This window comes from Psychrobacter sp. HII-4, from assembly GCF_904846595.1.
Taxonomy (GTDB): domain Bacteria; phylum Pseudomonadota; class Gammaproteobacteria; order Pseudomonadales; family Moraxellaceae; genus Psychrobacter; species Psychrobacter celer.
The window spans coordinates 52794-65906 of sequence record NZ_CAJHBJ010000009.1; the positions used below are offsets into that span (position 1 = coordinate 52794).

The 13113-nt window shown below is 48.3% G+C and carries 9 protein-coding genes; 5 read left to right on the plus strand and 4 right to left on the minus strand.

Annotated features, from left to right (window positions below):
- Positions 1-36 precede the first annotated feature (36 nt).
- From JMX98_RS06600 to cysE, 5 genes are all read left to right on the plus strand, one after another.
- Entirely contained in the window at positions 37-1485 is a 1449-nt protein-coding gene (locus JMX98_RS06600; RefSeq protein ID WP_201585425.1) for an alanine/glycine:cation symporter family protein, read from the plus strand.
- A gap of 273 nt (positions 1486-1758) precedes the next feature.
- The gene (dnaE, locus tag JMX98_RS06605; protein WP_201585428.1) at positions 1759-5463 is read left to right on the plus strand and encodes a DNA polymerase III subunit alpha; all 3705 of its coding nucleotides are present in this window, start codon (positions 1759-1761) and stop codon (positions 5461-5463) included.
- A gap of 113 nt (positions 5464-5576) precedes the next feature.
- Positions 5577-5954: an Hpt domain-containing protein gene (locus tag JMX98_RS06610; RefSeq protein WP_201585430.1), complete on the plus strand. Its 378-nt coding sequence runs from the start codon at positions 5577-5579 to the stop codon at positions 5952-5954.
- Between the two features lie 42 nt (positions 5955-5996).
- Positions 5997-6893, plus strand: coding sequence for an RNA methyltransferase (locus tag JMX98_RS06615; RefSeq protein WP_265089354.1), 897 nt, complete (start codon positions 5997-5999; stop codon positions 6891-6893).
- 530 nt (positions 6894-7423) lie between these two features.
- The gene (gene cysE, locus JMX98_RS06620) at positions 7424-8347 is read left to right on the plus strand and encodes a serine O-acetyltransferase (RefSeq protein WP_201585432.1); all 924 of its coding nucleotides are present in this window, start codon (positions 7424-7426) and stop codon (positions 8345-8347) included.
- A gap of 180 nt (positions 8348-8527) precedes the next feature.
- Here the strand turns inward: cysE and JMX98_RS06625 are convergent, their stop codons facing one another.
- The 4 genes from JMX98_RS06625 to JMX98_RS06640 form a co-directional block, all read right to left on the minus strand.
- Complete coding sequence (locus JMX98_RS06625; protein WP_201585433.1) at positions 8528-9091, minus strand: 2-amino-4-hydroxy-6-hydroxymethyldihydropteridine diphosphokinase; 564 nt, start codon at positions 9089-9091, stop codon at positions 8528-8530.
- Between the two features lie 19 nt (positions 9092-9110).
- Positions 9111-9521, minus strand: coding sequence for a dihydroneopterin aldolase (gene folB / locus JMX98_RS06630; protein WP_201585434.1), 411 nt, complete (start codon positions 9519-9521; stop codon positions 9111-9113).
- A 51-nt stretch (positions 9522-9572) separates the two neighbouring features.
- Entirely contained in the window at positions 9573-10520 is a 948-nt protein-coding gene (gene rarD, locus JMX98_RS06635) for an EamA family transporter RarD (RefSeq protein WP_201585435.1), read from the minus strand.
- 216 nt (positions 10521-10736) lie between these two features.
- Positions 10737-13043: a bifunctional prephenate dehydrogenase/3-phosphoshikimate 1-carboxyvinyltransferase gene (locus JMX98_RS06640; protein WP_201585437.1), complete on the minus strand. Its 2307-nt coding sequence runs from the start codon at positions 13041-13043 to the stop codon at positions 10737-10739.
- Between the last annotated feature and the right edge of the window lie 70 nt (positions 13044-13113).

Here is a 13113-nt window from a genome sequence, read left to right on the forward strand (position 1 = left end):
TGAATTCTTTAGTCAAACTTACAAGGAAGTAAGGTCATGGAAGCAATTATTAACGCCATAGTCGGCTATATTTGGAGTGATGCGTTAGTTTATTTGGCACTCGGTGTCGGTATTTATTTTACAATTATGACCCGCGGTGTACAGTTCCGCCATTTTAAAGAGATGATCAAGTTATTATTTGACAAGCAAAATTCACATAGAGGTATTAGCTCATTCCAAGCCTTTTGTATGGCGTTGTCGGGTCGTATTGGTGTTGGTAACATTGCCGGGGTTGCCACAGCCATCGCAGCTGGCGGACCTGGAGCTGTATTTTGGATGATTGTGATGGGGCTGCTGGGCGGTGCAAGTGCCTTTATTGAATCCACTCTTGCGCAGGTATACAAAGACGATGTAGATGGTCAGTACCGTGGTGGTTCGCCATTTTATATTGAGCGCGGCCTTAAGATGAAGCCTTTTGCCATTGTCGTTGCTGCCGTTACTTGTCTGTCTTATGGCGTATTGGTTCCCGGCGTTCAAGCCAATACCATCGCTGACTCCTTTCAGACCGCTTTTAATATCCCCTCTTCGGTGACTGGTATAATCATTGTGGCGCTATTGGCCATTATTATATTTGGTGGTGTAAAACGTATTGCCAGCTTTGCTGGTACTATTGTACCTTTTATGGCGATTGGTTATATTTTAATGATGGTCATCGTCTTAGCCTTTAATGCATCCAACATACCTGCCATGTTTGCCCTTATCTTCAAGAGCGCCTTTGGAATGGACGCTGTCTTTGGCGGCATCGTTGGTACTGCTATTTCTTGGGGCGTACGCCGCGCGGTATTCTCCAACGTCGCCGGTGCTGGCGAGGCGACTTTTAGCTCCGCTGCTGCTGAAGTATCACACCCTGCCAAGCAAGGTTTGGTGCAGGGCTTTTCGATTTATATTGACACCGTTCTCGTCTGTACTGCGACCGCACTGATGATCTTATCTACAGGTATGTACAATGTCATTCCGGCAGAGGGCATGACATTGGTTGAAAACATGCCAGGTGTGGCCGCTGGTACCGCATTTACACAAGCGGCGGTATCAACCGTATTTAGCCAATATGGCAGTGGCTTTGTGGCCATTGCTATCTTCCTATTTGCTTTTACCTGCTTGATAGCTTATTACTATATCGCCGAAACTACCTTGGTATTTTTGGATAGCAAGCTGCGTTATCCTGTATTAAAGCCAATACTAAAAGTTGTATTTTTGATCATCTGCTTTGCTGGTAGTGTGCAATCAATCGGCATGATGTGGGCACTTGGTGATATTGGCTTCGGTAGTATGTGTTACTTAAACTTCATTGCTATCCTACTGCTTAGCAAAACCGCATTAAAAGTTCTAAAAGACTACGATGAACAGAAAAAATTAGGACTTGATCCAATGTTTGATCCTAGAAAAGTAGGTATCGAAAACGCAGATTTCTGGATAGAGTATAGTGATAAGTACGGTAAGCGTTAAGTATTGGTAAAAAACCTCGTTTTACTTCCTCTCAAAGCCTTTTATATCAGCATAGTATAAAAGGCTTTTTTCATATCAGCACCTGCCAGCAAAGACAGGCTGTTTCTTATGGCAACCACCGAAGCTATAGCTGTCAACAGCAAATAATGCTATGATGTCCTGCTCAATTGAGCATTTGCGACAAAGGCTTTTACGGCCTAAACTTCCCATGTAAACCACGCAAAACCCGCTAATAAAACCTATTGTTATTGACCGCACCAATAAGAGTCCTCTATGGCATTTGTACACCTTGGCATTCACAGCGAATATTCCATCACTGATTCTATCGTGCGCATCAAGCCGCTTATTAAAGCGGCGGCAGCTGACAATCAGCGTGCGCTGGCGTTGACCGACCTCTCCAATCTGTACGCGACGGTGAAGTTTTATCGCGCTTGTCTTGGCGCTGGCATCAAGCCCATCATCGGCAGTGAAGTTATCATGGACGATGAAGACACTAGGCTAACGCTGCTGGCCATGGACAACGAAGGCTATCAAAATATCACCCGTATTGTTTCGCTTGGCTTTACCGAAGGCCGCGCCGACCCTGACAATCACGGCACCCCTGTCATCAAGCGCCGTCATATCTTAGAGCACGCAGCGGGCGTTATTGTCTTGTTTGGCGAAAAATCAGACGTCGGTCATGCGCTAGTCAGCTCTATGCCAGAAAATGCCGACGTGCTGATCACAGAATGGCAGGCGCATTTTGCTGATCGCTTGTACTTTGCGATCAAGCGCACCAACCGCTCAGGCGAAGACGCTTTTATCAAAGCGGCTATCCACGCTGGTGCCAAGCATCAACTGCCCATTATCGCCCACAATGACGTGCGGTTTTTGGAGCAAGAGGACTTCGATGCTCACGAAGCCCGCGTCTGTATCGCAGGCTCGTACGTACTGGCTGACCCTAACCGTCCGCGCTTGTATTCAGATGAGCAGTATCTAAAAACCCAAGACCAAATGGCGCAACTGTTTGCCGATATTCCGCAGGTGGTCGACAATACCATCCGCCTAGCCACCCGCTGTAATGTGACACTAACGCTAGGCATCAACGTGTTGCCTGACTTTCCTGTGCCAGAAGGCGAGACCATTGAGTCTTTTTTTCGGGCAGAATCACAGCGCGGTCTTAATCACCGATTGGACAAGCTCTTTCCTGTGGAAGCGCGTGACGAGAGCTGGAGCGACTTTCGTAAGCAGTACGATGAGCGCCTAGAGTATGAGCTCGATATTATTTTGTCTATGGGGTTCCCCGGTTACTTCTTAATCGTTATGGACTTTATCCGCTGGGCCAAGGCCAATGGCGTCCCTGTGGGGCCAGGTCGCGGCTCTGGTGCCGGCTCTTTGGTTGCGTATGCGCTCAACATTACCGATCTCGACCCCATTCATTACGACCTATTATTCGAGCGCTTCTTAAACCCTGAACGTGTCTCTATGCCCGATTTCGATATTGACTTTTGTATCGAAGGTCGCGACCGTGTCATCGATTATGTGGCGCAAACTTACGGCCGTGAAGCGGTCTCACAAATCATCACCTTTGGTACCATGGCGGCAAAAGCGGTGGTGCGTGATGTGGCGCGGGTACAAAGCAAGTCATACTTTTTGGCCAATAAAATCTCTAAATTGATTCCGAAAACACCTGGCATCACCTTGTCTCAAGCACTCGAGCAAGAACCGCAGCTCAAAGACTTAATCTCCAATCCTGATAACATGGATTATGAAGATGCCATCGAGATTTGGGAGATGGCGGTCAAATTAGAGGGCGTGTGCCGCAACGTCGGCAAGCACGCCGGTGGTGTCCTCATAGCCCCGCATAAAATCACTGACTTTAGCGCCATTTACTGTGACGATGAGGGTCATCGCGTTAGCCAGTTTGATAAAGACGATGTCGAAGATGTCGGTCTAGTAAAATTTGACTTTTTGGGCTTGCGTAACTTAACCGTCATTAATGCTGCGGTAGAAAACATCAACCAACGCCGCGCACGCGAAGGCAAAGACGCGCTGGTACTAGAAGATTTACCGTTAGATGACAAAAAAACCTACAAACTCTTGCAAGAAGCAAAGACCACCGCCGTCTTTCAGCTAGAGAGTATGGGTATGAAAAAATACTTGGCCAAACTGCAACCGACCAACATCGAAGACGTCATCGCCATGTGTGCCCTCTACCGCCCAGGGCCACTCGATGCCGGTATGGTAGAGATGTATATCGACCGTAAGCACGGCCGCGAAGAGGTCATTTATGACCATCCCAACCTCGAGCCAATTTTGCAAAACACCAACGGCGTTATTGTCTATCAAGAGCAAGTAATGCAGATCTCGCAGGTAATGGCCGGTTACAGTCTCGGCGGCGCGGACATGCTACGCCGCGCTATGGGTAAGAAAAAACCTGAAGAGATGGCCAAACAGCGTGATATTTTTGTCACGGGTGCCACCGCGCAAGGCATCGATGAAGCAACGTCAGGCGGCGTCTTTGACTTGATGGAAAAATTTGCCGGTTATGGCTTCAACCGCTCGCATTCTGCTGCTTATGGCGTCCTTGCTTATCAGACCGCTTATCTCAAACAGTACTACCCTGCCGAATTTATGGCCGCGGTACTGACATCCGATATGAACAACACCGACAACGTGGTGTTCTTTATCAATGACTGCCGTGAAAACTTTGGATTAACTGTAGACAATCCATCGGTCAACCGCAGTGAGTGGCACTTTGTCGCTGATACGCCGACCAATATTATTTATGGTTTAGGCGCGATTAAAGGCGTGGGTGAAGGTGCGGTGGAGTCTATCGTCGATGCGCGCCGCCGCGGTGGGCCGTTTAAAGACTTATATGACTTTTGCCGCCGCGTTGATATCAAAAAAGTCAATAAGCGCACGCTTGAGGCATTGGTCAGTGCTGGCTGTTTTGATGACTTTGCCGCGACGTTGCGACCAGACTTACCAAGTGACGCCGCCTACGAGATTCGCGGCGCGCTGATGAGTCAGCTGCCAAGCGCAGTACAAGCCGCGGAGCAAGACCGCCAAAACAATGAGCTTGGCATGATGGACTTGTTTGGCGAGATGGACGGTGTGGTCGCCGCCCCACCACTCAAAATGACGCCAGAGCTGATCTGGGGTGACAAGCACCGCCTCAAAGCAGAAAAAAACACATTAGGGCTATACCTAACTGGGCACCCGATCAATGAGTACTTGGATGAGCTAAAACGCTACACCTCTGGCGCTCGTCTCGATAAGCTCACAGACACAGGCTATAACGGCAGCTGCTACTTTGCCGGCCTTATTATCGATATTGCCAACTTTGGCAATCGAAATGTCATTACCTTAGATGATGGCACCTCACGATTAGAGGTCAGCTGCTATGCTGAGCGTTTCAATCGCGTCAAAGACCAGTTGAAGGTGGATGAAGTGGTCATTATCAAAGGCAGCATCCGGGAGCGTGACGGGCGATTGTTTGCCCGTCTAGATAACGCCATGAGTATGGTAGATGCGCGTCTGCGTTGGCTCAAAAAAATCAGTATCAAAATCCACGGCAGTGACACGCGCCTACTCTCAAGCCTACAGCCGCTACTCAAGTCCGCCCAAGCGGATATCATCCCCGCGCCTAGCTTGACCCAGCAAGATGAGCCAGACGATGCGACCTTCAATGGCAGCTATGATCCTGCGATGGGTGGGAGCTTATATGATGAGGATGGCAATGACTTATTAGCGCTAGAGCATGACATGCAACAAGACGCGCTGCAAAATGGCAGCCCTTATAGTAATAATGCGCTGAGTAACACTGACGCCTCCATTCATGATAACTGTCTGCCGCTTGGCCTGAGCATTTATGAAGCGTATGGTATCGCCAATGTGGGACTCTCTGAGCATTGGCGCATCTATCCAAATGATGACAACTTGCAACAACTAAAAAGCATGGTGAATGAGGACAACTTACATTTTCACTATAGCTGACGCTGGGCTTTTAGCCGTGGCATCCTATAGCGATGTCTGCTCTATCCCTTGACGATAGCCGTTTTATTGCTTGAGATTTAACTGATTTAACTGACAATATTGGACCTAATACCATGGATGAGAACCCACATAATAATACCGCCGACCAAACTGTAGAGATCCTCAATGATGAGCAATTTGAAGACATGCGTGACTTGCTCGAAGAGGACTTTGCCGATTTGATTCAAGTGTATCTCACTGACAGCCAGCAGCGCATCCAAAGCCTACGCATCGCGCAACAACAAAACGATAATGCCAATGGTTTTGAGATTGCCCATGCCCTAAAAGGCGCCAGTGCTAATCTGGGGACGACTCAGCTGATGCGTCTTAGTAGTCAACTCCAAGAGCGGTGCCGTGAGCAGCGTATCAATGAGCAGGCGGCGCTGATTGAGGATATCGCAGCGGCGCTACAATGCGCTGAGCAAACCATCAAACAGCGCATGGAGCAATAAATGAGCCAAAGCCCTTTATCAGTGACAACGTCGCCATCATCTATGCCAATCAACCATCCAGCAACGAGCGTAGACGACTACTTATCTTGTATTCAGGTCGTCATGGTCAATACCACCTTGCCTGCCAATATCGGCTCAGCGGCACGGGCCATGCATACGATGGGATTGTCACGCTTGACGGTCGTCGACCCCAAACGACCTATCGATGAGACCAGTGTATCGCACGCTGCAGGTGGGCATGAGCTGCTGTCAGCGGCTGTGATTGCCCCAACGCTAGAGTCGGCGATCGCTGATTGTCAGCTGGTATTTGCAGCTAGCAGTCGCAGTCGTCATATGCCGCGCCCTGTCGTCACGCCCACACAGGCGGCCAAAATCATTTTTGATTTTATCGATAGTCAATCCATCTATCAGCCTCAGACCACGGCCGAGAGCGCACAGAATAATACTGCTGGCACCCGCAAACCAAATATCGCGATATTGTTTGGCCGCGAAGACCGTGGTTTGACCAATGAAGAGCTGGCCTATGCCGATTACCATATCCAAATCGATGCCAACCCTGCCTATCCGGTACTTAATGTCGCCTCAGCGGTACAAGTGATTGCCAGTTTTATCTTTGCTTATGCGCAAACCCACACTCAGACAGCGACGAGCCCAGAGGCTGATGCTGACTCTGATAAAGCCGCAGCACGCTCGACGATTGACATGACGTTACGCCAACAGTGGGATGAGCCGGCCATCACTCAGCAGCAGCAACAGCAGTTGACCGAACGCATGACAGCGCTGTTGGTGCAGCAGGGTTTGGCAGACAGCGCACATCTAAAATCTTTGCCAGCACGGCTATCGCGGCTCGGCTCACGCTTACAGCTGGATCAAAAAGAGTATCAGCTGTTAAGCGCACTTATCGCCAAGCTTTTAAAAGATAGACCCCAATCATCATAATAAAAGCCACCAGTACAGATTTTTTGGGTTTGGTCGGCCAGCGATAGCCTGCTATTATTAGAGCGTGTTATATTGGATGGCTCAGATTGTAAGTATAGTGAGTTCAGTATAAAAACGATGCAGTGGGACTGGGATAAATTTTACGCAGCATCGAGCAGCGCAGGCACAGCACGCAAGGAAAATTTATACTAGGGCGTGTCCCTAATTCAAGCGTTTATGACTAAATGGGCTAAAAATGGCTAAATCTTTGGCAAACGGTGTCAAATAGCTGGCCAATATCTTGATATTACCTGCGCTATTTTCCTTGTTTGCCTGCGATTTATCTCATTTTTATCACCATTTTTAAAATAGGGACACGCCCTAGTCCCACGTTGAATATAATGTATCTATTTTATTTAGAATCGACTATACATAGAAATAAGTATATAGAATAGAATAAGCATCAGGATTAGCACCCAATAATGACCACACCGCCATACTTTACCAACCAATAGACGGACCAACAGACCGATCAACAAATAGGACACTTTATGTCATTGCCAGCCAAATTGCTCAATTCGCTTGCCAGCATCAAAAAAGACCTAAAAGAAGATGTCGATGCGGTATTCAACCGTGATCCTGCCGCTCGCAACAGTCTAGAGGTCATTCTTACCTATCCTGGTATTCATGCGCTTATCTTGCATCGCGGCGCTCATTATCTCTGGAATCACGAACAAAAACTGGCCGCCCGCGTGATCTCTTACGGCTCGCGTATCGTCACTGGTATCGAGATTCACCCTGCAGCCAAAATCGGTAAGCGGTTTTTTATCGACCACGGTGTCGGCGTGGTCATCGGTGAAACTGCAGAGATTGGCAACGATGTCACCTTATACCACGGCGTCACTCTCGGCGGCGTCTCATGGAATAACGGCAAACGCCATCCAACGTTAGAAGACGGCGTGATTGTAGGCGCTGGCGCAAAAGTTTTGGGGCCATTTACTGTCGGTAAAAATGCCAAAATCGGCTCAAATGCGGTGGTGGTCAAACCTGTGCCAGCTGGCGCTACCATGGTCGGCAGCGCGGCGCGCATGATATCCGATCATCACGATGAAAAAGGCAACCCCATCGCCACCAAAGTCCAAGACGCCAAACAACAAGAGAAAGTAGCCCAAGCAGACGAAGGCGACACCGGCAAAGACCAAGCGCAAAGCACAGCGGCCAAGGCCAAGCGCCGCACTACTTTTCAAGCTTATGGTATCGACCCCTCTTCTCAAGACCCAGTCGCCGAAGCGTTTGCAAAAATGCTTGAGCATATTCAGCAGTCAGAAAATCGCCTAGATCAGCTGCAAACTGCCATGTGTGAGATTGATCCTGATTTTTGCAAAAAGAAGTATGACAAGCTTTGCTTAGAAGATTTAGATGTGATCGGGCGCTCTGACATGGAAGAGCTGACTGACGAAAAAAACAAGTCCTAATAGCTTACCGTAGCCTCTGATACTCTTTTAATATAGTCAATCGCACATAAAACTGGCACAACTGATATCACGTGCTACTGGTATGTATTTTGCGCCGCATTGAGCGGCGTTGGCACAGCACACAAGAAAAATGAATGCCCGTAGGACGGATTTTGGTGCTTGGAAAAGTTTTAAAGCCTTTTAACCGATAAAACCGCTCTTTGAAATCAATTCTTCAACCCCTGCTGTTTCGTGTGCTTTGAATGGATAACGATCCGCCATTATTATCCATTGTTCTGAATACTCTACTATTTTTGTAGATATCGATTTATTGCTTAGGCTATTTTGGTTAAGTCCAGTTTGTATAAGTAAAATGTCAATATCCATGGTGACTTGCTTTATAGATGTTTGCGCTTCTATGAAACGCTGCCGATGGCAATCACTTTCAATGAGCTTAAAAGCCTGCTGCAGCTCCTGCAAACTCATCGCCGTATCCAGAGATAAATACGCACACTGATTGGTATAGTCAGGCTTTGGCTGCTCTTGAGTCGCGGTAAAGTCAGGGTTTTGAAAAGACGTAGAGAGCTGCATACGGCCAAATGTGGCCAGTTTTTCACGCGCATCAGGCAAATAGTAGTCAGCGTGATAGTTACTACCCAAAGCCAGTACCACTGCTGTCACCTCGTACGCTTGCAGCTGTTCAGGCGTATGTATCTCTAGGCCCGCAAGATTTAAACCAGCCAGACCTTTATGCTTCTCATACATCTTAAAAATTTTAGGCGTCTTATGCATCATGACTTTGACTGGCAGGCTGCTCGCTATGACTGGCTTTTGTAGATCGGGTGATTTGCACCCCAACGGCGTCTGCGTGTTTGATTGCCGTCGGCTTAGCCATGCTCAGCGTGATTTTATGACAAGCGTATTTGGCAAGCAGTTTATCTGCAATTTGCTCAGCCAGATGCTCAAGTAGCTTTGCTTGAATGGCTTGGCACCACTCGCTGACATCATCACAAACCGCCTTATAATTTAGCGCATCCTGTACATCATCTGAGGCGGCAGCAGCACTGATATCCGTCTCAAGCACGATATCGATCTGCAGCGGCTGGGTGATAGCGCGCTCCCATTCATAGACACCGATGACGGCATCTACCGTCAAGCCTCTGACAAATACCACGTCAGACTGAGTATGCAACATGCTTTTATCCTTGTTTACTGGTTTTTTAAGAGCTTTATAGCAGACAGATGATCATGCTTTTTGGCGCAAACGCGCAGCCTTTAGCATCTTACTTGGGCGATGATGCCACAAGTCAATGCTAAACAACAACAGACCAACCCAAATCAAGCCAAAGACGGCCAAACGGTGCAAGTCAAATGGCTCTTTATAGTAAAATACTGCCAAAAAGAAAATAAAAGTCGGCGTCAGATAGTTCATAAAACTTAAAATACTATAAGCCACCAGTTTGGTTGATTTATTAAATAACAATAGCGGTATCAAAGTGATGGGGCCTGCCAGCATCAATAGCCAGATGTTTGATGACAACCAAAAACTGATCTGACTACTCACCACATCGGCCTGCCAAAACCACCACAGGCACATCGGTACCAGCATCGTCGTCTCCACAAACATCGCATCGATGGCGCTCAGCGGTGTTTGCCGCTGAATGGTACCGTATATGCTAAAGCTGAACGCCAGTATCAGCGAAATCCAAGGTAAGCTCCCAATCATCACCACCTGAATAATCACAGACAATAGCGCAAAACCAATTGCCACCCATTGCAGTGTCCGCAAGCGCTCTTTGAACAAAATCATCGAGAGCGCCACCCCTACCAGCGGCCCGATAAAATAGCCCAAACTGGCCTCAAGTATGCGGTCATGGTTGACCGCCCAAACATAGGTCAGCCAGTTGGTGGCAATAATCAGACCCGATATCAGCGAAAACACAATCCACCTAGGATTTTTCCTTAAAGTGTCTATCCAGCCCCAGCGTTTGGTGACGACTAAGACAAGCAGCAGACAAGCAAAGGTCCAGACGATACGGTGCCCGATGATCTCAGTGGCATCGTAGGCGGCCAGCTGTTTAAAATATAAAGGGAACCCGCCCCAGATAAAAAAGGCCATAAGCGCTGTGACAATACCACGTCTGGTGGTTTTGATAGGCGTCACGGGTTTTTTGATAACATTTTGAGTGGTCATAAGTCAGTACAACTTAATTTAGAGCAAAGCGTACTGTTGCAGACTGCGCCTGATGATGAGCATATTTAGGCGAGCAGCAAAAGCACAGGGTTACTACAGATAGAATAAAAGTGAAAAAGCAATGCATTGACACTCATAGTAGTATCAATGCATTGCTGACGATAACGGTATTTGAACCCTTATGGCGTTTAATACCTGGTAAAAGTCCTAACGCTATTAGGCGTGGCTATCGTGAACCTCGATAGACATGCCCACTTGATTGGCAAGCTCGGCAAATCCTGGGAAACTGGTATTGACCGTTTCAACGCCTTCGATGGTGATCGGCTTGGATGCGCGCAAGCTAGCAACCGCAAAGCTCATGGCGATACGATGGTCATGATGCGAGGTGATATGTCCGCCGCCAAAAACAGGTTGGCTGTTATTAACTTCACTTTGACCTACACTACCTTTGCCTTCAATGATCAGACCATCCTCAGTCACTGTACAATCAATACCAAGGGTTTGTAGACCATCTGCCATCACAGCAATACGATCGGACTCTTTGACGCGCAACTCTTTAGCACCCGTTAGTACTGTACGACCTTGTGCACAGCTGGCAGCGATAAACAGTACTGGGAACTCATCAATCGCCAGTGGTACTAGATACTCTGGAATATCGATACCTTGCAGGTTTGAGCTGCGAATCGTAATATCAGCCACTGGCTCGCCACCCACATGGGTCTCATTGCTTAGGCTGATATCAGCATTCATCAGCTTTAAGATATCAATGATGCCGGTGCGGGTTGGGTTAATACCCACTTGCGTTAGGGTCAATTCACTACCCTGACTGATGGCTGCGGCGACCATAAAGAAGGCGGCGGAAGAGATATCCGCAGGCACAGCGATATCGCCACCTGTGAGTGTACCACCGCCTTCGATACTGATACGATTGCCATCGACGGTCACAGGATAGCCAAAGGCTGAGAGCATACGCTCGGTATGATCACGGCTAACTTCAGGTTGGATGACCGTCGTGGTACCATTTGCCCACAGTCCCGCCAATAGCAAGCAAGACTTCACCTGAGCAGAAGCAACTGGCATGTCATACTCTACCCCTTGCAGCGGCTGGCCAACCGTATCACGGCCAGTGATGCTTAGCGGCGCGGTACCATTATGACCCGTGCTTTGAATCACCGCACCCATGTCACGTAACGGTGCTGCCACCCGCTCCATCGGACGCTTGTTTAGACTGGTATCACCAGTCAACACACTATCAAATGACTGGGCGGCTAAGATACCGGCTAGCAGGCGCATACTAGTGCCTGAGTTGCCCATATATAGTGGCGTTTTGCTGGGTTTTAGTCCGTGCATACCGACACCATGAATGGTCAATCTGCCTTTATCAGGGCCTTCGATGCTTACACCCATGTCACGGAATGCTTGTAAGGTAGCCAGCGCATCCTCCCCTTCCAAAAATCCAGTAACGTTAGTCACACCTGTGGCCAAACTGCCAAGCATGATGCTGCGATGCGAGATAGATTTGTCTCCAGGAACGGTAATGGTGCCAGAGACGGTGTTGCTAGGGGTGATATTATAAGAAGCTGACATAGCAGAGGTATCCGTATAAGGGGTGCTGGCTAACATATGGCCAAAATGTCGCCGTGCGGCTTGCGCGCGGCCCAAAAGCCCCATCAGGGCGGTTGAATCTTTATCAATGATAAGCTGACGCATGGTCTGTAGATAGACGCCGTACTCATCAAGGGCGCTGATAATCGCGCGCTCGTTGGCAAAAAATATATCATGCCACATCTTAGGATCGCTGGCAGCGATACGGGTAAAGTCGCGGAACCCACCAGCGGCATAGCGAAACATATCCAAATTGTCATCATGACTCGCCAATTGCTCGACCAGATTAAACGCCAGTAGGTGCGGTAGATGACTGGTATGCGCCAATATCGCATCGTGATGATCGGCTGCCATTGGCATGACAGTCGCACCCACCGCCTCCCATAACTGCTGCAGCTTTGCAATTGCAGAAGGGCTGGTGGTGGCGAGCTCACAGATTATCACGCTGTGGTTGACAAACAAATTGGCGCGTCTGGCATGATACCCTGAATTCTCCGCCCCAGCAATCGGATGCGCGGGTACAAACCCCGTTGGCAGTGCAGCAAATACCGATTTTGCTGCCTCAATGATATTGACCTTGGTACTACAGACATCCGTAATGATACAATCTGTAGCCAGCTGGCCGTTGTCCATTGCAGCTTTGATATCGGTAAATACGGCTTGCACCGCTTGCACCGGTACGGCTATGATAAGTAAGTCGCTACCTGCCACCACGTCAGTCAAGCGCGTGCTACCAGCATCGAGCAAGCCATGTTTTATGGCTTCATCCACGCTTGGCAAGTGCCTATCGACAGCAACCAAGCGCTCGCTTAAATGATTGTCTTTTATAGCTTGAGCAAGACTTGCGCCAATCAGCCCAAGACCGATCACGCAAACTTGTTTAAATAACAAAGGGGTTTTATCAAAAGAGGATTGCATAGGATTCTTATTTTTTATCTTTTTTATGGCGACTCACGCTAGCTTGTATTTCACAAATTGACATTCAGTC

Coding starts and splice junctions, on each gene's coding strand:
- cysE (WP_201585432.1), top strand. CDS start 7,424: ATGTCATTGCCAGCCAAATTGCTCAATTCGCTTGCCAGCATCAAAAAA.
- dnaE (WP_201585428.1), top strand. CDS start 1,759: ATGGCATTTGTACACCTTGGCATTCACAGCGAATATTCCATCACTGAT.
- JMX98_RS06625 (WP_201585433.1), bottom strand. CDS start 9,091: ATGTATGAGAAGCATAAAGGTCTGGCTGGTTTAAATCTTGCGGGCCTA.
- JMX98_RS06600 (WP_201585425.1), top strand. CDS start 37: ATGGAAGCAATTATTAACGCCATAGTCGGCTATATTTGGAGTGATGCG.
- folB (WP_201585434.1), bottom strand. CDS start 9,521: ATGTTGCATACTCAGTCTGACGTGGTATTTGTCAGAGGCTTGACGGTA.
- rarD (WP_201585435.1), bottom strand. CDS start 10,520: ATGACCACTCAAAATGTTATCAAAAAACCCGTGACGCCTATCAAAACC.
- JMX98_RS06640 (WP_201585437.1), bottom strand. CDS start 13,043: ATGCAATCCTCTTTTGATAAAACCCCTTTGTTATTTAAACAAGTTTGC.
- JMX98_RS06610 (WP_201585430.1), top strand. CDS start 5,577: ATGGATGAGAACCCACATAATAATACCGCCGACCAAACTGTAGAGATC.
- JMX98_RS06615 (WP_265089354.1), top strand. CDS start 5,997: ATGCCAATCAACCATCCAGCAACGAGCGTAGACGACTACTTATCTTGT.